The organism is Massilia sp. HP4 (assembly GCF_005222695.1).
Taxonomy (GTDB): Bacteria; Pseudomonadota; Gammaproteobacteria; order Burkholderiales; family Burkholderiaceae_D; genus Telluria.
Genome location: NZ_STGG01000047.1, coordinates 62,632 through 83,962 on the forward strand (window position 1 = coordinate 62,632; position 21,331 = coordinate 83,962).

General features: G+C 65.5%; 17 protein-coding genes. 16 read left to right on the top strand and 1 reads right to left on the bottom strand.

Features of this window, described 5'->3' with window-relative positions; genetic code table 11:
- The first annotated feature begins 7 nt into the window (after positions 1–7).
- Positions 8–1,024, top strand: coding sequence for a heat-inducible transcriptional repressor HrcA (hrcA, locus tag E8M83_RS17235; RefSeq protein WP_137174580.1), 1,017 nt, complete (start codon positions 8–10; stop codon positions 1,022–1,024).
- 87 nt (positions 1,025–1,111) lie between these two features.
- Here the strand turns inward: hrcA and fur are convergent, their stop codons facing one another.
- The gene (fur, locus tag E8M83_RS17240; RefSeq protein WP_137174581.1) at positions 1,112–1,543 is read right to left on the bottom strand and encodes a ferric iron uptake transcriptional regulator; all 432 of its coding nucleotides are present in this window, start codon (positions 1,541–1,543) and stop codon (positions 1,112–1,114) included.
- Positions 1,544–1,623: 80 nt separating this feature from the next.
- Here fur and E8M83_RS17245 point away from each other — a divergent pair, with 80 nt between their 5' ends.
- From E8M83_RS17245 to E8M83_RS17315, 15 genes are all read left to right on the top strand, one after another.
- A complete protein-coding gene (locus E8M83_RS17245; RefSeq protein WP_137174582.1) occupies positions 1,624–2,253 on the top strand; it encodes an outer membrane protein assembly factor BamE in 630 nt (209 codons plus the stop codon).
- Entirely contained in the window at positions 2,253–3,062 is an 810-nt protein-coding gene (dapB, locus tag E8M83_RS17250; RefSeq protein WP_137174583.1) for a 4-hydroxy-tetrahydrodipicolinate reductase, read from the top strand. The genes E8M83_RS17245 and dapB overlap by 1 nt, the downstream gene beginning before the upstream one ends.
- 3 nt (positions 3,063–3,065) lie before the next feature.
- Positions 3,066–3,392, top strand: a complete 327-nt coding sequence (locus E8M83_RS17255; RefSeq protein WP_137174584.1) for a barstar family protein — start codon at positions 3,066–3,068, stop codon at positions 3,390–3,392.
- A gap of 129 nt (positions 3,393–3,521) precedes the next feature.
- Complete coding sequence (gene leuS, locus E8M83_RS17260) at positions 3,522–6,164, top strand: leucine--tRNA ligase (protein ID WP_137174585.1); 2,643 nt, start codon at positions 3,522–3,524, stop codon at positions 6,162–6,164.
- Positions 6,165–6,166: 2 nt separating this feature from the next.
- Positions 6,167–6,688, top strand: coding sequence for an LPS assembly lipoprotein LptE (gene lptE, locus E8M83_RS17265; protein WP_307721861.1), 522 nt, complete (start codon positions 6,167–6,169; stop codon positions 6,686–6,688).
- 14 nt (positions 6,689–6,702) lie between these two features.
- Complete coding sequence (gene holA / locus E8M83_RS17270) at positions 6,703–7,716, top strand: DNA polymerase III subunit delta (RefSeq protein WP_137174586.1); 1,014 nt, start codon at positions 6,703–6,705, stop codon at positions 7,714–7,716.
- A 65-nt stretch (positions 7,717–7,781) separates the two neighbouring features.
- Positions 7,782–9,047: a glutamate-5-semialdehyde dehydrogenase gene (locus tag E8M83_RS17275; RefSeq protein WP_137174587.1), complete on the top strand. Its 1,266-nt coding sequence runs from the start codon at positions 7,782–7,784 to the stop codon at positions 9,045–9,047.
- Positions 9,048–9,061: 14 nt separating this feature from the next.
- A complete protein-coding gene (locus E8M83_RS17280) occupies positions 9,062–9,475 on the top strand; it encodes a CopD family protein (RefSeq protein WP_137174588.1) in 414 nt (137 codons plus the stop codon).
- Positions 9,476–9,563: 88 nt separating this feature from the next.
- On the top strand, positions 9,564–10,781 hold the full coding sequence (locus E8M83_RS17285; protein ID WP_373995058.1) for a class I SAM-dependent RNA methyltransferase: 1,218 nt from the start codon (positions 9,564–9,566) through the stop codon (positions 10,779–10,781).
- 13 nt (positions 10,782–10,794) lie between these two features.
- On the top strand, positions 10,795–12,084 hold the full coding sequence (locus E8M83_RS17290) for a multidrug effflux MFS transporter (RefSeq protein WP_137174589.1): 1,290 nt from the start codon (positions 10,795–10,797) through the stop codon (positions 12,082–12,084).
- 313 nt (positions 12,085–12,397) lie between these two features.
- Positions 12,398–14,584, top strand: a complete 2,187-nt coding sequence (locus E8M83_RS17295; protein ID WP_137174590.1) for an HDOD domain-containing protein — start codon at positions 12,398–12,400, stop codon at positions 14,582–14,584.
- A gap of 8 nt (positions 14,585–14,592) precedes the next feature.
- On the top strand, positions 14,593–16,791 hold the full coding sequence (locus E8M83_RS17300) for an EAL domain-containing protein (RefSeq protein WP_137174591.1): 2,199 nt from the start codon (positions 14,593–14,595) through the stop codon (positions 16,789–16,791).
- A 6-nt stretch (positions 16,792–16,797) separates the two neighbouring features.
- Positions 16,798–18,369 carry an SEL1-like repeat protein gene (locus E8M83_RS17305; RefSeq protein WP_137174592.1) on the top strand — a complete coding sequence of 524 codons (1,572 nt, stop codon included), beginning with the start codon at positions 16,798–16,800 and terminating at the stop codon, positions 18,367–18,369.
- Between the two features lie 128 nt (positions 18,370–18,497).
- Positions 18,498–19,727, top strand: coding sequence for a putative DNA modification/repair radical SAM protein (locus E8M83_RS17310; protein WP_137174593.1), 1,230 nt, complete (start codon positions 18,498–18,500; stop codon positions 19,725–19,727).
- Positions 19,724–21,274: a UdgX family uracil-DNA binding protein gene (locus tag E8M83_RS17315; RefSeq protein WP_137174594.1), complete on the top strand. Its 1,551-nt coding sequence runs from the start codon at positions 19,724–19,726 to the stop codon at positions 21,272–21,274. The genes E8M83_RS17310 and E8M83_RS17315 overlap by 4 nt, the downstream gene beginning before the upstream one ends.
- Positions 21,275–21,331: the final 57 nt, after the last annotated feature.

Below are 21,331 nucleotides of genomic sequence, written 5' to 3' on the forward strand. Positions count from 1 at the left end.
TGGAATCATGCAACTCGACCACCGTGCCCAAACCCTGCTCAAAGCGCTCGTCGAACGTTATATCGCCGACGGCCAGCCGGTAGGCTCGCGCGCACTGTCCAAGCTGTCGGGCCTGGAGTTGTCGCCGGCCACTATCCGTAACGTCATGGCCGACCTCGAGGACATGGGTTTCGTCGCCAGCCCGCATACCTCGTCCGGCCGCATCCCCACCCCGCGCGGCTACCGCGTGTTCGTCGACACCCTGCTGACGGTGGGGCCGATCGACGACAAGGCGGTCGATGCCGAGCGCATGCGCCTTCCCATGCACCAGCCGCAGAAGCTGATCGCCAACGCGGCGCAGATGCTGTCCTCGCTGTCGCAATTCGCCGGCGTGGTGCAGAGCCCGCGCCGCGAATCGGTCTTCCAGCAGATCGAATTCCTGCGCCTGGGCGAAAAGCGCATCCTGCTGGTGATCGTCGATCCGCGCGGCGACGTCCAGAACCGCCTGCTGTTGCTCGACAAGGACTACACCCCCGCGCAACTGACCCAGTCGGCCAATTACCTGAACCAGAATTTCGCCGGCCTGTCGTTCGACGCGGTGCGCAAGCGCCTGAGCGGCGAGCTGCAGCAGCTGCGTGACGATATGGGGCGCCTGATGCAGGCGGCGGTCGAGGCCGGTAGCGAGGCGATGGCCGAGGGCGACGATATGGTCATCGCGGGCGAGCGTAACCTGCTGTCGGTGGCCGACCTGTCATCGAACATGAGCTCGCTGCGCCAGATGTTCGAGATGTTCGAGCAAAAGACCGGCCTGATGCAGTTGCTGGACGTGTCGAGCAAGGCGGGCGGGGTGCAGATCTTCATCGGCGGCGAGTCGAAGCTGGTGCCGATGGACGAGATGAGCGTGGTGACGGCGCCGTATGCGGTCGACGGCCGCATCGTCGGCACCCTGGGCGTGATCGGGCCGACCCGGATGGCGTATGAAAGGGTGATCCCGATCGTCGATATCACGGCCAAGCTGCTGTCGAATGCATTGAGCCACTCCTGACGCCGGGCGGCATCAGGCGAAAAAAAAGGCACGTAGGGATATCCCACGCGCCTTTTTTAGTATGCCCGCGGAAGCGGGCGGCAGGCTTTATTCAGGCTTGCCGATGCCCCGGCATTGCGGGCAGCTGCCATAGATCGCGAGCGCATGCTCGACGATCGTGAAGCCGTGTTTTTCGGCGATCATCTGCTGGCGCTTTTCGATCTCGTCGTCGTAGAACTCCTCGACGCGGCCGCAGGTGACGCACACCAGGTGGTCGTGGTGCGAACCGGCATTGAGCTCATAAATGGCCTTGCCGGTCTCGAAATGGTTGCGGTTGAGCAGGCCAGCCTGTTCGAACTGGGTCAATACACGGTAGACGGTCGCGAGGCCCACGTCCATATTGTCGGCCAACAGGATCTTGTAGACATCCTCGGCCGTCAAATGCCGTACGGAGCTGTTCTGGAAGATTTCCAGGATTTTCAGTCGTGGCAAGGTGGCCTTGAGGCCGCTCGCCTTCAGGTCGGTCGGGTTGTTACTCATGTTTTGTTACTCGCATATTGGCAGAGTGCTTTATGATATAGCGTTTTGAAAGCTCCCGCTCGAACGTTTTGAGGTTAACTATGCGCGTCAAACAAGCCGTACTCCATCGATTCTCCGCCAAAGCGGCGCTGGCGGCGGGTCTCGCCTGCACGCTTGCGCTGTCCGGCTGCGCTTCCTGGCGCAACCAGACACGCCCGGCGCCGCCGGTGGCAACGGATGCGGCTGCCAGTGCGGCCGACGCGGAAAAATCGGCCGCCATCGCCAATGCCGGCGCGCAAACCGTCCAGGCGACGCGCTTGCAGCGCTTCCTGTGGATCTTCTCGCCCTACCGCCCGGACATCCAGCAGGGTAACTTCGTTTCGCAAGAGATGCTGAACCAGCTCAAGGCCGGCCAGACCCGCGACCAGGTGCGTTTCCTGCTCGGTTCGCCGCTGCTGATGGACGCCTTCCACGCCGACCGCTGGGATTACCCGTTCTACCTGGCGCGCGGCAATGGCGAGCTGACCACCAGCCGCGTGACCGTGTTCTTCAAGGACGACGTGGTCGAGCGCTTCGAGGGCGGCAACCTGCCGAGCGAGCGCGACTACATCGATCGTATCGCCGGTCCGGTCAAGAAGAAGAAAGGCGAAGAGCTGCCGCCGAAGCCGGCCGATGCGCCCGCCATCCAGATCAATGCCGGCAACACCGAACGCCGCCCAGGAACGCCTTGATGACCATGTTGAATATCGCCGTCGCCGGCGCCAGCGGCCGCATGGGCCGCATGCTGATCGAAGCCATCCAGTATGCCCCCGACGCGCGCCTGGCCGGCGCGCTCGATGTGCCGGGCTCGCCCTTCATCGGCCAGGACGCGGGCGCCTTCGCCGGCATCCTGACCGGCGTGGTCATCGAGGACAGCATCAGGCATGGCCTGCACAATGCCGACGTCCTGATCGACTTCACCCGCCCCGAGGGCACCCTGCAGCACCTGGAATACTGCGCCGCCAACGGCAAGCAGATGGTGATCGGCACCACCGGCTTCGACGACGCCGGCAAGGCCGCCATCGCGCTGGCCGCCGAAAAGGTCGGCGTGGTGTTCGCCCCGAATATGAGTGTGGGCGTGAACGTCACCCTCAAGCTGCTCGAAGTGGCCGCCAGGAGTTTCTCTGAAGGCTATGACATCGAGATCGTCGAGGCGCACCACCGCCACAAGGTCGACGCGCCGTCCGGCACCGCGCTCAAGATGGGCGAGGTCATTGCCGACGCCCTGGGCCGCGACCTGAAGGATTGCGCCGTCTACGGCCGCGAAGGCGTGACCGGCGAACGCGACCCGTCGACCATCGGCTTTGCCACCGTGCGCGGCGGCGACGTGGTGGGCGACCATACCGTGATGTTCCTCGGCACCGGCGAACGGATCGAGATCACCCACAAGTCGAGCAGCCGCGTGACCTATGCCCACGGCTCGCTGCGCGCCGCGCGCTTCCTGGCGGACAAGGCCAGCGGCCTGTTCGACATGCAGGACGTGCTGGGCCTGAAGGGTTAGATAATGGCAGTGGCACAACTGAACGGCGCCGTCATCACCGACGAAGCATCGTTCCACAGGCAGAGCCGCGAGGCCTTCGGTTTCCCGACCGACTATGCGGACAGCATCGACGCCTGGGTCGACTGCATGAGCTATCTGCGCGACGAGGAGAACATGACCAAATTCCGCCTGAAGGCGAATGAGGTGCTGGAGATCGTCATTCTTGAGGCCGACAAGATGAAAGCGGCCGTGCCCGAGCTGCTCGAAGAGCTGACCTTCTGCATCGGCGGCATCAACGAGCGCTACGAGGATTACGGCGAGAAGCCGGCGCTGGAACTGGTCCTGCGCTAAATCCACGAGGCAGCGTTCAACCGGCGCTGCCTTTCTTACATTTCCCCCTCGCACCGCGGTGTCGCCGCAGTGCAAAATGAACGGGTTATAATGACCGGTTCCACATCCCACATTACGTCTGCAGAAATCATGCAAGAAAAATATAGTCCAGCCGAAGTAGAACAGGCCGCCCAGGCCTACTGGAAGTCGATCGACGCCTATAAGGCCGTCGAAAACGACCCGCGTTTCCCGAAAGGCAAGTATTACGCCTGCTCGATGCTGCCTTACCCATCGGGCAAGCTGCACATGGGTCACGTGCGCAACTATACGATCAATGACGTGATGTACCGCTACCTGCGGATGAACGGCTACAACGTCCTGATGCCGATGGGCTGGGATGCGTTCGGCATGCCGGCCGAGAACGCGGCAATGGCCAATAACGTGCCGCCGGCCGAATGGACGTATTCGAACATCGCCCACATGCGTGGCCAGATGGAGTCGATGGGCCTGGCGATCGACTGGTCGCGCGAAATGACCGCCTGCAAGCCGGACTACTACAAGTGGAACCAGTGGATGTTCCTCAAGATGCTCGAGAAGGGCATCATCTACCAGAAGACCGGCACCGTGAACTGGGATCCGATCGACCAGACCGTGCTGGCCAACGAACAGGTCGTCGATGGCCGCGGCTGGCGTTCGGGCGCGCTGATCGAGAAGCGCGAAATCCCGATGTACTACGTGCGCATCACCGACTACGCCGACGAGCTGCTCGACCACGTCGACAACAAGCTGCCTGGCTGGCCGGAGCGCGTGCGCACCATGCAGGCCAACTGGATCGGCAAGTCGACCGGCGTGCGCTTCGCCTTCCCGCACAGCGTGAAGGACGACAGCGGCGACGCGATCGGCGACGGCAAGCTGTACGTGTTCACCACCCGCGCCGACACCATCATGGGCGTGACCTTCTGCGCCGTGGCGCCAGAACATGCGCTGGCCCAGCACGCGGCCCGCAACAACCCCGAACTGCAAGCGTTCATCGCCGAGTGCAAGCTGGGTTCCGTGATCGAAGCCGATATGGCGACCATGGAGAAGAAGGGCATGCCGACCGGCCTGTTCGTCACCCATCCGGTTACGCAAGAACAAGTCCCGGTCTGGGTCGGCAACTATGTCCTGATCACCTATGGCGACGGCGCCGTGATGGGCGTGCCGGCGCACGACGAGCGCGACTTCGGCTTCGCGAAAAAATACAATCTGCCGATCAAGCAGGTGGTGGCGGTGGAAGGCCAGGAATTCTCGCTCGACGCCTGGCAGGAGTGGTACGGCGACAAGGAAAACGGCCGCACCATCAATTCGGGCAAGTACGACGGCCTCGATTACACCTCGGCCGTCAATGCCGTGGCCGGCGAGCTGGCAAACCACGGCCTGGGCGAGAAGAAGACCACCTTCCGCCTGCGCGACTGGGGCATCTCGCGCCAGCGCTACTGGGGCACCCCGATCCCGATGATCCACTGCGGCGAATGCGGCTCGGTGCCGGTTCCCGAAGCCGACCTGCCGGTCGTGCTGCCCGAGCACCTGGTCCCGGACGGCACCGGCAACCCGCTGAACAAGGACGAAGCCTTCCTCGCCTGCGACTGCCCGCAATGCGGCAAGCCGGCGCGCCGCGAGACCGATACGATGGATACCTTCATCGATTCGTCGTGGTACTACATGCGCTATACCTCGCCGGGTTCGAACGAGGCGATGGTCGACGCCCGCAACGATTACTGGATGCCGATGGACCAGTACATCGGCGGCATCGAGCACGCCGTCATGCACCTGCTGTATGCGCGCTTCTGGACCAAGGTGATGCGCGACTTCGGCCTCGTGAAATTCGACGAGCCCTTCGTGAACCTGCTCACGCAGGGCATGGTGCTCAACGAGACCTACTACCGCGAAGACGCATCGAGCAAGAAGACCTGGTTCAATCCGGCCGACGTCGACCTGACCTTTGACGACAAGGGCCGCCCACAGAGCGCGGTCCTGCGCGCGGACGGCCAGCCGGTGGAGATCGGCGGCACCGAGAAGATGTCGAAGTCGAAGAACAACGGCATCGACCCGCAAGCCCAGATCGAGCAGTACGGCGCCGACACCGCGCGCCTGTTCACGATGTTCGCTTCGCCGCCGGAGCAGACCCTGGAATGGTCGAACAGCGGCGTCGAAGGCGCCAGCCGTTTCCTGCGCCGCGTGTGGGCCTTCGGCTATGCGCAGCGCGAGCGCATTGCGGCGTCGTTCAATGGCGAAGCGCAAGGCACGTTGAATGACGACCAGAAGACGCTGCGCCGCGAAGTGCACAAGGTGCTGCAGCAGGCCGACTACGACCTGAAGCGCATCCAGTACAACACCGTGGTCTCGGCCTGCATGAAGATGCTCAACACGCTCGAGTCGGCCAAGCTGGACGACTCGGCGGCCTCGAACGCGATTATCGCCGAAGGCTTCTCGGTCTTCCTGCGCTTGCTGAACCCGGTTGCGCCGCACATCACCCACGCGCTGTGGCAGGAACTGGGCTTCGCCCAGGCCCATGGCGACATCCTGAATGCCGCCTGGCCGCAGGTCGACCCGGCCGCGCTGGAGCAGTCCGAGATCGAGATGATGATCCAGGTGAACGGCAAGCTGCGCGGCTCGGTCAAGGTAGGCAAGGATGCCGACAAGGCCGCCATCGAAGCCGCCGCGCTGGCCTCCGAGGCGGTGCAGAAGTTCATCGAAGGCACGCCGAAGAAGGTCATCGTGGTGCCCGGCAAACTCGTCAACATCGTGGTGTAAGCATGAGCATGAACGCGTCGAACAAGACCCTGGTGCGCTTGATGGCCGCCATGCTGGTGGCGGCAGTCCTGGCCGGCTGCGGCTTCAAGCTGCGCGGCAGCGACGGCCAGTACAATCTGCCGTTCCAGAGCATCTGGCTGTCGTTCAACGAAGCCTCGCCGCTGGGCACGGAGCTCAAGCGGAACCTGCGCGCGGGCGACACCGTGCGCATCGAGAACGATGCTTCCAAGGCCGAGGCGCTGTTCGACGTGCTCAGCGAAACGCGCGGCAAGTCCATCCTGTCGCTCAACAGCCTGGGCCGGGTACGTGAGTACTCGCTCAGCTATACCCTGGTATTCCAGGTGCGCGACGCCAACAACCGCCAGTTGCTGGCGCCGACCGAGATCACCCTGCGCCGCAATATCGCCTTCGACGAAGGGCAGGTGCTGGCCAAGGAATCCGAAGAAGCGCTGCTGTACCGCGACATGCAGTCCGACCTGGTGCAGCAGATCCTGCGGCGCCTGGCGGCGATCAAGCCGGCGTGAGGGACTAGTCAGCGATGCAGTTGCGGCTCGAGGCGCTCGACGGCCATCTCTCCAAGGGCTTGGCGTCCTTGTATGTGATTACCAGCGACGAGCACCTGCTCGCGCTGGAAGCGGCCGACCGGATCCGCAAGACGGCGCGCGCCCAGGGTTACACCGAGCGCGACGTGCTCACGGTCGAGCGCAGCTTCAAATGGGGCGAGCTGCTGGCCGCCAACCAGGCGCTGTCTCTGTTCGGCGACAAGAAGCTGATCGAGCTGCGCATCCCGACCGGCAAACCGGGCAAGGACGGCAGCGCGGCGCTGCAGGCTTACGCGAAAGACCTCGGCCCCGACAACCTCACCCTGGTCACATTGCCCAAGCTCGACTGGCAGACCGCCAAGTCGTCGTGGGTGACGGCGCTGCAGCAGGCCGCCGTCTACATCGAGATCCCGAACGTCGAGCGCGCGCACCTGCCGGGCTGGATCGGCCAGCGCCTGTCGAGCCAGGGCCAGGGCGCCGAGCGCCAGAGCCTGGACTTCATCGCCGACCGGGTCGAGGGCAACCTGCTGGCGGCGCACCAGGAAATCCAGAAGCTGGGGCTGCTGTACGAGCCTGGCAAGCTCAGTTTCGAGCAGGTGCACGATGCGGTGCTGAACGTGGCGCGCTACGATGTGTTCAAGCTGTCCGAGGCCATGCTGGGCGGCGATCCGGCGCGCCTGGCGCGCATGCTCGAGGGCTTGAAAGGCGAGGGCGAGGCGCTGCCGCTGGTGCTGTGGGCGGTGTCCGAAGAGATCCGCACGCTGCTAAAATTAAAGACCGGCATGTCGCAGGGACGCCCGCTGGGCGCGCTGCTGAAGGAATACCGGATCTGGGGACCGCGCGAGCGGATGATGGAACCGGCGCTGCGCCGCGTGTCGCTGGGCACGCTAGAGGCAGCGCTGCAAGAAGCAGCGCAGGTCGACCGCATGGTCAAGGGCTTGCGCTCGAAGCAGTTCGCGGGCGATGCGTGGGATGCGATGTTGCAGCTGGCGTTGAAGGTGGCGCGCTAAGGCAGCCTTCAATACGGATGTGCATCGCGGCCGAGGCGCCTGATCGATAACGCAACGGGAATACGATGGACATCACCGCACACATGCACACGCTGGGCCGCCAGGCCCGCGCCGCCTCGCGCGCCATGGCGCGCGCCGACACGGCCACCCGCAACCGCGCCTTGGAACTGATCGCGGCCGCCATCGAGCGCGATGCCGACGACCTGCGCGCCGCCAACCGGCAAGACCTGGACGCCGCGCAGGCCGCCGGCCTGGCCCCGGCCCTGATGGACCGCCTGGCCCTGTCGGACGCCGCGATCGCCACCATGGTCGCCGGCCTGCGCCAGATCGCGACCTTGCCCGATCCGGTCGGCGAGATCTCGAACATGAAGGTGCGCCCGAGCGGCATCCAGGTGGGCCAGATGCGCGTGCCGCTGGGCGTGATCGGCATCATCTATGAAGCGCGGCCGAACGTGACGGTCGACGCGGCGGGCCTGTGCATCAAGAGCGGCAATGCCGCCATCCTGCGCGGCGGTTCGGAAGCGATCCACTGCAACCGCGCGCTGGCCAGGCTGGTGGCCGAAGGCCTGGCGGGCGCCGGCCTGCCGCAAGACGCGGTGCAAGTGGTCGATACCACCGACCGCGCCGCCGTGGGCGCCCTGATCACGATGCCGGACCACGTGGACGTGATCGTCCCGCGCGGCGGCAAGGGCCTGATCGCGCGCCTGATGAAGGAAAGCACGGTGCCGATGATCAAGCACCTGGACGGCATCTGCCACGTGTATATCGACGACAAGGCCGACACCGACAAGGCGCTGGCGGTGGCGTTCAATGCCAAGTGCCACCGCTACGGCACCTGCAACACGATGGAAACCCTGCTGGTGGCGCGCGCCATCGCCCCAAGCGTGCTGCCGCGCCTGGCCGGGCTGTATGCGACGAAAGAGGTCGAGCTGCGCGCCGACCCCGAGTCGCATGCGATCCTGGCCGGCTACCCGCACCTGGTCAAGGCAACGCAAGAAGACTGGTCGACCGAGTACCTGGCCCCGATCCTGGCGGTCAGGGTGGTGGCCGATATGGATGAAGCGATCGACCACATCACGGCGTATTCGTCGAAGCATACCGAGTCCATCATCACCGAGGACTATACGAGCGCCATGCGCTTCCTGCGCGAAGTAGACTCGGCCTCGGTGATGGTGAACGCCTCGACCCGCTTCGCCGACGGTTTCGAGTACGGCCTGGGCGCCGAGATCGGGATCTCGAACGACAAGCTGCATGCGCGCGGCCCGGTCGGGCTGGAAGGACTCACTTCGCTCAAGTACGTCGTGTTCGGGCACGGCGAAGTTCGCAATTAAAACAAAGGAACCGCATGTACCTCTGGATCAAAGCCCTGCACATCGTCTTCATCGCCTCGTGGTTCGCCGGCCTGTTCTACCTGCCGCGCATCTTCGTGAACCTGGCCCAGGAAACCAATCCGGCGGCGCTCGAGCGCCTGCAGGGCATGGCGCGCCGCCTGTACCGCTTCACCACGATCCTGATGGTGCCGGCCCTGCTGCTCGGCCTGTGGCTGGCGATGATGATCGGCATGAAGCATGGCTGGCTGCATGCGAAGCTGCTGCTGGTGGTGCTGGCGATCGGCTACCACCACGCTTGCGGGTCGATCCTCAAGAAATTCGAGCGCGGTGTGAATACGCGTAGCCACAAATGGTTCCGCTGGTTCAATGAAGTGCCGGTCATCCTGCTCCTGGCGATCGTGATCCTGGCAACAGTAAAGCCGTTCTGAACGGCGACATCAACAATACGACGGTCATCCGGAACCCCGGGTGACGCGTTATCAACAACGTTTCATCAACGGACAAAGGGTACCCCTCATGGCTTCTTATTTTTGCCCATGCCCGCGCGGCATGGAAGCGGCGCTGGCCGAAGAACTGGGCGAGATCGCCCAACTTTCCACCACCTTCAAGGTGCACAACCAGGTCCCGGGCGGCGTGCACTGCTCGGGTTCGATGCAGGACGCCTGGCTGGTCAACCTGCACTCGCGCATCGCGTCGCGGGTGCTGATGCGCATGGGCCAGCGCAGCTACTCGAACGAAAACGACATCTACGACCTGGTGCTCGAGCAGCCCTGGGAAGACTGGTTCGGCCCCGACCATACCATCCGCGTGGACGTCACCGCCGTCAAGTCGCCGCTCAAGAGCCTCGAATTCACTACGCTCAAGATCAAGGACGCGATCTGCGACCGCTTCCGCGACCAGTTCGACAAGCGCCCGTCGGTCAATACGCGCGAACCTGACATGCGCATCGTCGGCTTCCTCGACCCGCGCAATTTCATCATCTACCTGGACACCTCGGGCGAGGCGCTGTTCAAGCGCGGCTGGCGCGAAGAGACGGGCGACGCGCCGCTGCGCGAGAACCTGGCCGCGGGCTTGCTGCGCGTAGCGGGCTGGAAGCCGGGCGTGCCGCTGTTCGACCCGATGTGCGGCTCGGGCACGATCCTGGTCGAGGCGGCCCAGATGGTGCAGGGCATCCCGCCCGGCGCCCGCCGCCGCTTCGCCTTCGAACAGTTTGCCGACCACGACCGCCAGGCCTGGGCCGCAATGAAGGCCGCGATCAAGCCGAACCCGCTGCCGGGCGAACCGACCATCTTCGGCTCGGACATCTCGGGCGACATGGTCGCCATGACGCGCCATAACCTGAAGGTGGCCGGCATCCTGTTCGACGTGCCGCTCAAGCAGATCGAGGCCCAGCACGTGGTGGCGCCGCTAGATGCGCCAGGCATCCTGCTGACCAACCCGCCATACGGCGAGCGGATCGGCGTGCGCGGCGACAGCACCGTGCCGCAGGACGAGATGGCCATGGGCTTCTACTCGGCCTTCAGTACCACGCTCAAGCAGCGCTTCGCCGGCTGGACCGCCTACCTGTTCACTGCCGATCTTGGTTTGCCCAAGATGCTGCGCCTGAAGGAATCGCGCAAGACGCCGTTCTTCAACGGCGCGCTCGAATGCCGCCTGTTCCGCTTCGATATGGTGGCGGGCTTCAACCGCCGCGAGGGTGCAACCCCGAGCAAAACCGAAACAGGACAGAACTGAACTGGATTAAACGATGCTGCCGCCAACCGACCCGCCCGATCTACCCAAGGACCCCGTCACCCCGGTTCCGCTGCCCACTCCCCACAAGATCGTGATGCTGTCGGCCGGCGGCCTGGCGACCCTGCTGGCGGCCCTGGCGATGCTGGGACCGTTCTCGATCGATGCCTACCTGCCGGCCTTCCCGCAGATCCAGGCCGAACTGGCGGCCACGCCGCTCGAGGTGCAGCAGACCCTGACCGCCTATATGCTGGCCTTCGCCGGCATGGTGCTGTGGCATGGCGCGCTGTCGGACGCCTTCGGGCGCCGCAACGTGATCCTGGTGGCGCTGGTGGTGTTCGCGATCGGCACCTTCGGCTGCGCCTCGGCGTCCTCGGTGCACTACCTGTGGGTGTTCCGCATCATGCAGGGCGTGTCGGCCGGTGCCGGCGTGGTCGTGGGCCGCGCCATTATCCGCGACCTGTATTCGGATACCGCGGCAGCGCGCCTGCTGTCGATGGTGACCATGATCTTCTCGATCGCCCCGGCCATCGCGCCGGTGGTGGGCGGCTGGATCGTGCTGTGGTTCGACTGGCGCGCCATCTTTCTGGCGCTGTGCATCTACACCGTGCTGCTCGGCTGGTTCTGCTGGAAGCACCTGCCCGAGACCATCCCGAGTACCCAGCGCCAGCCTTTCAACCCGCGTTTTTTGGCCAAGAGCTATGGCGCCATCTTCAGCTCCTTCCTGTTCCACATGAAGGCCGGCGTGACCGCCCTGAATTTCGGCGGCCTGTTCCTGTACATCGCGGCGGCGCCGGTCATGCTCCCCGAGAGCCTGGGCCTGGGCCCGTCGCAGTTCGCCTGGCTGTTCGTGCCGACCGTGAGCGGGATCTTCCTCGGTTCGCTGATGGCCAACCGCCTGGCCGGCAAGATGGATTTTGCGCGCCAGATCCGCATCGGCTTTTTCTTCATGCTGGCCGCGGTGAGCTTCAACGTGGCTTACCACGCCTTCCTGCCGCCGGCCCTGCCGTGGACGGTGGCGCCGATGTTCTTCTTCACCTTCGGCAGCTCGCTGATCGCGCCCGGCGCGACCCTGCTGGCGCTCGACCTGTTCCCGCACATCCGCGGCACGGTCGCCTCGTGCCAGTCCTTCGTCTCGACCCTGCTGGGCGCGATCGTGGCCGGCGTCGTGGCGCCGGTGCTGTCGCATTCGGTGCTGGCGCTGGCGATCGGCCAGATGTTCTTCGTGCTGCTGTCGCTCGCTTTCTGGGATACGGCGAGGCGGCATCGCAGGAAACTGCGGGCGCGGGGAGAGCATGTGCCCTGAAACAGAAACCCGGCCTGCCCGGGTTTTTTTGTGTCGAATAATTATGAAATTTTGAGAAACAGTCGTATCGATGCAACAAGCATATGTCAGTTTCTCATAGACATACCTCTAGAGTATCTCTTCGGCAAGCATTATTCTTGTAACTATTGTTCCTGATCAGAAATGTATATATGCTACGATACGTTTTTTTACATCTGGAACAGAGGGCAAACTCGTCGCCTGTTTCATTGACTGACGTGCTAGACGTTGTGGCAGGCCTCCACGAGCGGCAGCGCCACCAACCCTTCTACAAGTGGCGGCCGTGTTTGAAAACATGCACCAATCCGACCAGGATATCCGCAATCGCCTCCTGATTGCCCGTCTGCCGGCCATGCCGCAGATCCTGGTCAAGCTGATCGAGCACCTGCAGGCCGACGACCTCGGCATGCCGGAGCTGGCCGCCCTGATCTCGAAGGATGCCGGCATGACCGGCAAGCTGCTGGCGGTTGCCAACAGCTCCGCCTACCACCGCAGCACGCGCAGCGCCAACCTCGAACAGTCGCTGGTGGCGCTCGGCACCGACATGATCAAGACCCTGGTCATCAGCGATTCGGTATTCCAGACTTTTAACAGTTTTCCCCATTCGAACAGCACCGACCTGCGCGCGTTCTGGAAGAATTCGCTCAGTGCCGCGGTGCTGGCGCGCGAGGCGGCGCGTGCGCTCGACTACGCGCACCCCGAAGAAGCCTATCTCGCCGGCCTGCTGCACAACGTCGGCCGGCTGGCGCTGCTGGCCGCGGCGCCCAAGGAATACGGCTTCAACTTCACCGCGCGCGACGACGAAGACCTGTGCGCGGTCGAGCAGCGCACCCTGCAGATCACCCATACCGAGGCCGGCGCCTGGCTGCTCGAGCGCTGGCAGCTCGATTCCTTCCTGGCCGACGCGGTGCTGTACCACCACGAACCGAGCGCGCGGCTCGAGTCCAGCCATCCGCTGATCCGCATCGTGCGCCTGGCGCACGTGCTGTCCAGCCATGCGGACGACGCCACGATGGTGAACGACGCCTGCGCGCTGTGCGGCATCGACGCCGAGTGCGCGGCGCAGATGGTGCAGGGGGCCGCGCGCCAGGTCGAGCAGGCCGCCGCCCACCTGGGCATCGACCTGGCCGGCGCCGACGACATCCCGAGTCCGCCGGCCCATGCGCCGGCGCTCCCGGGCGACCCGGTGCAGCAGCGCCTGAACGAGGAAGTGCGCAATATGGTGCTGGTGTCCGAGGTCGGGCAAAGCCTGGCGCGCCAGCAGGGCGAGTCGGGCCTGCTGGACGCGATGACGCGCACCGCGCGCATCCTGTTCGACTTCGAAAGCGCCGTGGTGCTGCTCGAGAACCCGACCGGCCAGCTGCTGGCCGGCGCGCCGACCTTCGGCGTGCAGCGTATCGCCGAATTCACGGTGCCGCTGTCCAGGGGCGGGCCGGTTGCGCGCAGCGCGCTCGAACGCCGTCCAGCCTTCGTGCAGCGCGAGCGCCAGCAGGATCAACTGGGCCTGGCCGAAGAGCAGCTGCTGCGCATGCTGGGCACCGACAGCCTGGTGGTGGTGCCGCTGGTCGCCGGCGCGCGCTGCCTGGGTGTGCTGGTCGGCGGCGTGCCGGGCTGGCAGCTGCCGCATTGCCAGCGCCGCGAGCGTTTCATGCAGGCCTTCGGCGCGCAAGCCGCCGGCGCGCTCGAAAACCTGCTGCTCGAGCGCGGCCACGCGCGGCGCCAGCTGGCCAGCGTGGCCGAGGAATTCCGCGACGCCTCGCGCCGCGTGATCCACGAGGTGAACAATCCGCTGGCGATCATCAAGAACTACCTGAGCGTCCTGGATGGCAAGCTGGCGCGCCAGGAACCGGTGGGCGGCGAGCTGTCGATCCTGAACGAAGAGATCGACCGCGTCGGCCAGCTGATCGGCAGCCTGGCCGATCCACGCGCGCCGGGCGACCCGGAACCCGGCTCGCGCCCGCTGGACGCGGCCAAGGTGGTGGACGACGTGCTGCGCCTGTTCCGCAGCAGCGGCTTCGTGCCGGCCACGACCCAGGTGGTGACGCGCATGGAAGGCGACGGCGCGATCGAGGGCGACCCCGACCTGCTCAAGCAGATCCTGGTCAACCTGGTCAAGAACGCGGTCGAGGCCCTGGGCAGTCGCCCGGATGGCCGGATCGAGATCGTCAACCGCGGCCACGTGAACCGCGAGCGCCAGGTCTACCTTGAGCTGGTCGTCAGCGACAACGGTCCCGGCCTGTCGCGCGAGGTACTGGCCAAGCTGTTTTCGCCGGTCACGAGCGGCAAGGACGGCATGGAAAGCGGCACCAACGGCAACCGCGGCCTGGGCCTGTCGATCGTCCACGGCCTGGTCAAGAAGCTGGGCGGCCATATCGCATGTCGCAGCGGCGGCGCCGGCACTTCCTTTGAAATCCTCCTGCCGGCGTGGTCCGGCGCCGGCGCGGCTCCCGCGCTGCCGGCGCGCGCCCTCGGTTCGGCTTAGACCCCACCATGTTTCCCGGCGAACCCGCTCCCTACTCCCAGACCCTCGAGACCGACAGCCAGCCACGCCTGCTGCTGGTCGACGACGAGCCACGCCTGCTGTCCTCGCTGTACGAACTGCTGCAGGGACGCGGCTACCGCCTCGTAACGGCGCCGTCGGGAACCGAAGCCTTGGCTCACCTGTCCCGTCAGCACTTCGACCTGGTCCTGCTCGACCTGCGCCTGCCCGATATCGGCGGCCATGAGATCATGGACTTCATCAACGAGAAAGGCATCGACGCCGACGTCATCGTGATGAGCGGCGAAATCGGGATCGACGCCGCGATCGGCGCGCTCAAGCGCGGCGCCTACAGCTACCTGCGCAAGCCGTATAGCCGCGAGGAGCTGCTGTCGACGGTGAGCAATGCGCTGCAGCGGCGCCGCCTGACGCTGGACAACGCGCGTATCGCGAACCAGCTCGAGAACTCCGAGAAGATGTACCGCTACCTGGTCGATTCGTCGCCGGACATCATCTATACGCTGAACCACGAGGGCCGCTTCACCTTCGTCAACGACCGCGCCTACCAGCTGCTCGGCTACACGCGCGAAGAGCTGATCGGCCAGCATTACTCGATCCTGGTGCACGAGGAAGACCTGGAGCGCGCGCGCTATGTGTTCAACGAGCGCCGGGTCGACGAACGCGCCTCGCGCAACGTCGAGCTGCGCCTCAAGTGCCGCGGCGGCAACGGCAATAGCGACCGCACCTTCAACACCACCCTGATGACGATCTCGCTCAACGCGATCGGCATGCACGTGCCTGACCAGGAGGTCAAGAAGCTGGAGTTCTTCGGCACCTATGGCGTGGCGCGCGACATCACCGACCGCAAGCGCGCCGAAGAAGTCATCTCCTACCAGGCCTACCACGACATCCTGACCGACCTGCCGAACCGCATCCTGTTCAAGGACCGCCTGGGCCTGGCCGTGATCCAGGCCAAGCGCAAGCAGACCGAGCTCGCGGTGATGTTCATCGACCTCGACCGCTTCAAGCTGGTGAACGACACGCTCGGCCATGTGAAAGGCGACGAGCTGCTGCAGCAGGCTGCGGGGCGCCTCAAGGAATGCCTGCGCAAGGGCGACACCCTGGCGCGCCAGGGCGGCGACGAATTCACGATCGTGCTGCCCGAGCTGCGCGACCGCGACGACGCGCGCATGGTGGCCGACAAATTCCTGGAAGTGCTGCAGGAGCCGTTCGACCTGGACGGGCACGAAGTGCACATCTCGGCCTCGATCGGCATCGCGATCTATCCGAAGGATGGCGAATCGATCGACGAACTGCTGCGCCACGCCGACATCGCGATGTACCAGGTCAAGGCGCTGGGCAAGAACGGCCACAGCTTCTACCACGACTCGATGCTGGAAGTGTCGCACCAGAAGATCGCGCTGGAGCAGGCGCTGCGCCGCGCGCTCGAGCACGACGAGCTGGAGATGTTCTACCAGCCGCAGATCGACGCCATGACCGGCCGCATCACCGGCGCCGAAGCCCTGATGCGCTGGAACCATCCAACGCGCGGGCGCCTGTCGGCCGGCGAGTTCCTGCCGTTCGCCGAAGAGAACGGCCTGATGCTGCCGATCTCGGACTGGATGATCGGCGCGCTGTGCCGTGACATGCTGCAGTGGAATGCGATCGGCGGCAGCGAGATCCGTTTGTCGCTGAACCTGTCGCCGCAATACCTCGACCGCGGCGACTTTTTCGAGAAGATGCGCGGCGCGCTGGCGCGCTACGGCATCTCGCCGCAGCAGATCGAGGTGGAGATCACCGAGAACATCTGCATCCGCAATCCGCAGTACGCGATCGAGCAGCTCAACAAGCTGTGCCAGCTGGGGGTGTCGATCGCGATCGACGATTTCGGCACCGGCTATTCGTCGCTATCGTACCTGCACCGCTTCCCGATCCACACCGTCAAGATCGACCAGTCCTTCGTCAAGGAGATCCACCAGGAGGACGGCCACTATCCGGTGATCCTGGCGATCATCTCGATCGCGCGCGGCCTGGGGCTGAACCTGATCGCCGAAGGCGTCGAGACCGACGAGCAGGCGCGCTACCTGCGCGCCAACGGCTGCCTGACGATGCAGGGCTACCTGTTCTACCGCCCGATCTCGCTGCACGACTTCATGGCGGCGCTGCGCACCCAGTCGGGCGCGGCCAGCCTGCGTGCGGTGCAGGCCTGACCGACCATGCCGGGCGCCGCGCTGCAATCGAACGACACCCCTACCTATAGCGCCGAATTCCTGCGCGTGAAGGGGCTGGCCGAGCGCGGCGTGGCCCAGGCCCAGCATAGCCTGGGCTTCATGTACGTCAATGGCCAGGGCGTGCCCAGAAACGACGAGCTGGCGGTGGTCTGGTACCGGATGGCCGCCACCGGCGGCCTGGCGCAGGCCCAGTACAACCTTGGCGTGATGTTCCAGAAGGGCCAGGGCGTGGAGCAGGATTTCGCCCAGGCGGCCCACTGGTACGGGCGCGCCGCCGAGCAGGGCTATGCGCCGGCCCAGTACAACCTGGGCTGGCTGTATGCGAAGGGCCACGGCGTGGCCAGCGACGTGGGCCAGGCGCTGCACTGGTTCAGCCAGGCGGCGGAGCAGGGAGAACCGGGCGCGCAACACAACCTGGGCATGATGTTCGAGACCGGCAAGGGCGTGCCGCAAGACCAGGAAGCGGCCCTCGGCTGGTACCGGCGCGCGGCGGAGCAGGGCTATATGCGCTCGCAATACAACCTGGGCCTGCGCTACGACGCCGGCCAGGGCGTGGCGCGCGATGCGGCAGAAGCGCTGGCATGGATGCGCAAGGCGGCCGACCAGGGCCATGCGCCGGCCCAGTTCAACCTCGGCCTGCGCTACGACAAGGGGCAGGACGTCGCGCAGGACAGCGCGCAGGCGGTGCATTGGTACGGCCGCGCCGGCGAGCAGGGACATGCCAGCTCGCAGTTCAATCTCGCCTTGATCCACGACACCGGCCACGGCGTGCCGCGCGACGAGGCGCTTGCCTTGCAATGGTACCGGCGCGCCGCTGGACAGGGCCATGCCGGCGCCCAGAACAGCCTCGGCATGCGCTACGAACACGGGCAAGGCGTGGCGGTCGACGCCGCGCAGGCGGCCGACTGGTACCGCCGTGCGGCCGAACAGGGACTGCCTGCGGCCCAGTATCACCTGGGACAGCTGATCGATGCCGGCAACGGCGTCGAGCAGGATGCTGCCCGCGCTGCCCACTGGTACCGCAAGGCGGCCGAGCAGGGCCATTTGCGGGCCCAGTTCGACCTCGGCCTGCGGTATGAGGCCGGCAACGGCGTCGAGCAGGACTTCGCCCAGGCGCTGGGCTGGTACCGGCGCGCGGCCAGCCAGGATTACGCGCCGGCCCAGTACAAGGTCGGCGCGCTGCTCGACCGGCTCGACGCGGGCGACCCGTTCGAGGCGACCGACTGGTTCCACAAGGCGGCCGACCAGCGGCACGCGCTGGCGCAGTTCGAGCTGGGGCTGCGCTACGATTGCGGCAAGGGCGCGGAACGCGACTACGAGGCCGCCCACTTCTGGTACCTGTGCGCCGCGCGCCAGGGCCATGCGCGGGCCCAGTTCAATCTCGGCGTGATGTATGCGGCGGGACAGGGCGCCCAGCGCGACCTGGTCGAGGCCTATGCCTGGCTGCACCGGGCCGGCGCTGCCGGCGTGGCGCCTGCGTCGGCCTACCTTGGCAAGATCGCGGGACGGATGGAAGCACAACAGTTGTCCCAGGCGGAACGGTTGATTTCGGCGTAAGCGCCTTCCGTCGAAAGCGCTTACTGCACCGCATTTGAACCGGCAGTAACTGCGCGCGGCTGCGCCAACGCACCGTGTGCGTATGCACGCCGCGTTATACTGTATGTCCATACAGTCACGCGCGCGCGATGGAACTCAACGACAAGCTGGAAATCTTGGCCGACGCGGCCAAGTACGACGCATCCTGCGCCAGCAGTGGTGCGCCCAAGCGCGGTTCCGAGGGCAAGGACGGCCTGGGCGCCACCACCGGCATGGGCATCTGCCACAGCTATACGCCCGATGGCCGCTGCGTCTCGCTGCTCAAGATCCTGCTCACCAATTTCTGCATCTACGACTGCCAGTACTGCATCAACCGGCGCACCTCGAACGTGCCGCGAGCGCGCTTCGCGGTCGATGAAGTGGTCAAGCTGACCCAGGATTTTTACCTTCGCAACTACATCGACGGCTTGTTCCTCAGTTCGGGCATCATCCAGTCGGCCGACTACACGATGGAGCAGCTGGTCGCGGTGGCGCGCCAGTTGCGCGAGGTGCACCAGTTCCGCGGCTACATCCACCTCAAGACCATCCCCGACGCCGATCCGCTGTTGATTCAAGAGGCGGGGCGCTGGGCCGACCGGCTGTCGGTGAACATCGAACTGCCGACCCACGACAGCGTGACCCGCCTCGCGCCCGAGAAAAGCGTCCACACGATCAAGCTGGCGATGGGCTCGATCCGGCGCAAGCTGGATGAAAAAGCCGAGGAACCGAAGGCGCCGGCATTCGCGCCGGCCGGCCAGAGCACGCAGATGATCGTCGGCGCCGACGCCAGCGACGACCACACCATCCTGAATACGGCCGAGACGCTGTACGGCAGCTATAAGCTCAAGCGCGTGTATTACTCGGCCTTTAGCCCGATCCCGCAAAGCCCCGGCAGCGTGCCGCTGGCGCCGCCGCCGTTATTGCGCGAACACCGCCTGTACCAGGCCGATTTTCTCTTGCGCGGCTACGGCTTCACGGCTGGCGAACTGATGCCGCAGTCGGGCAACCTGGCGCTGGATATCGATCCCAAGCTGGCCTGGGCGCTGGCCAACCGCGAGCACTTTCCGATGGACCTGAACCGGGTCGACGCTTCGCTGATCCCGCGCATTCCCGGGATCGGCCTGCGCAACGCCAAGCGCATCGTCGAGCTGCGCCGCCTGCGCCGCATCCGCTGGGAAGATCTGTCGCGCCTGCGCTGCAGCCTCAAGAAGCTGGCGCCGTTCGTCGTCACCGCCGACTACAAGCCGGCGCAGGGCGCGACCAGTTCCGAACTGCTGCGCAAGCACATGGCCGATGCGCCGCAGCAGATGAACCTGTGGCCCGAATTGCAGGCGGCATGAACCCTGCCATCAGCGCGGCCGAACTTGCCGCCGGCGCGGTGGCGAACGTGCGCGCGGGCCGGCCGCTGCTGGTCCAGGACTTTATCGAATGGCGCGCGGTGGCGCGCGAACTGCTGCGCGCCGGCGTGCCGCCTGAAGCGGTGACCTGGGGCGCGCCGGGCGCCGACCTGTTCTCGGGTGCGCCGGCCGCATCGCCGGCTGCGCATAATGGGGCAGACCTCCTGTCGCTCCCGACGCAAGCGGAAGCGCAGGAGCCTTCGAACGCAACGGCGCCAAGGCCGCATGTCCCTCGCTCGCTGATGGAGATGTTGCAGACCGCCGCCTGCTACCGCGATCGCGACCGCTGGGCCTTCCTGTACCGGGTGATCTGGCGCTGGCAGCAGGGCGAGCACGACGTGCAATCGCCCGCCGATCCGGACGGGCAGCGGCTGCACACGATGGTCAAGGCGGTGCGCCGCGAGGTACATGATATGCACGCCTACATCCGCTTCCGCGAACGGCCGCCCGAGGCCGGCGCGCCCCATTTCGTGGCCTGGTTCGAGCCGGCCCACGACGTCTTGCCGCAGGTGGCCGAACACTTTGTCGCGCGCATGGGCAAGGTGAGCTGGATGATCGCCACGCCCGATGCCAGCGTGCTGTGGGATGGCGCGACCCTGCACCATACCGGCCCGCTGATGTCGAGCGCGGCCGACCTGGACGATGCGGGAGAGGCGCTGTGGCTGACCTATTACCGCAGCATCTTCAATCCAGCGCGTTTGAATACGCAGGTGATGAACAGCCATATTCCATCGCGCTTCTGGAAGAACCTGCCGGAGGGCGCGCTGGTGCCTTCCCTGGTGAGCCAGGCGGGCCTGGGCGCGCGCCGCATCGGCCAGGTCGAGGCTGTGGGGCGGCGCAGCGGCCGCACGATCCCGATCGAAGCCGAGCAGGCCCAGCCCGAACGCCAGCAGCCGTCGAAATTGGACGAATGCCGGCGCTGCGAGCTGTGGGAACATGCGACCCAGGCGGTTGGCGGCGAAGGGCCGAAGAGCGCGAAAATCATGATCGTCGGCGAGCAGCCGGGCGACCAGGAAGACCTGGCCGGCCAGCCCTTCGTCGGCCCGGCCGGCAAGCTGCTCGACCGCGTGTTCGAGCAGGCCGGCGTGGATCGCGAGGGCGTCTACATCACCAACGCCGTCAAGCATTTCAAGTGGGAGCCGCGCGGCAAGCGGCGCCTGCACAAGACGCCGGCGCAGAAGGAGATCGAGGCCTGCCACTACTGGCTCGAGAAAGAGATCGCCACCCGCAAGCCGAAGGTGATCGTGGCCATGGGCGCGACCGCGCTCAAGTCGGTGCTGCAGACCGGAAGCGTGACCCTGAAGGATAAGCTCGGGCATCCGGTTCGGCATGGCGACAGCTGGGTGGTGACGATCTATCACCCGTCGTACGTGCTGCGTGTGCCGGATGAAGCGTCGAAGCACGAGGCGTTGTCGGTGATGGTGAAGGGCTTGAAGCTGGCGCAGGATTTACTCGACCGGCCCGATGTGCCAGAGCCGCCGGCAAGCTGATATATGCACGATATGCGTGGCTCATGTAATTGAAACAGGGGCGTTACAGCCTGGATG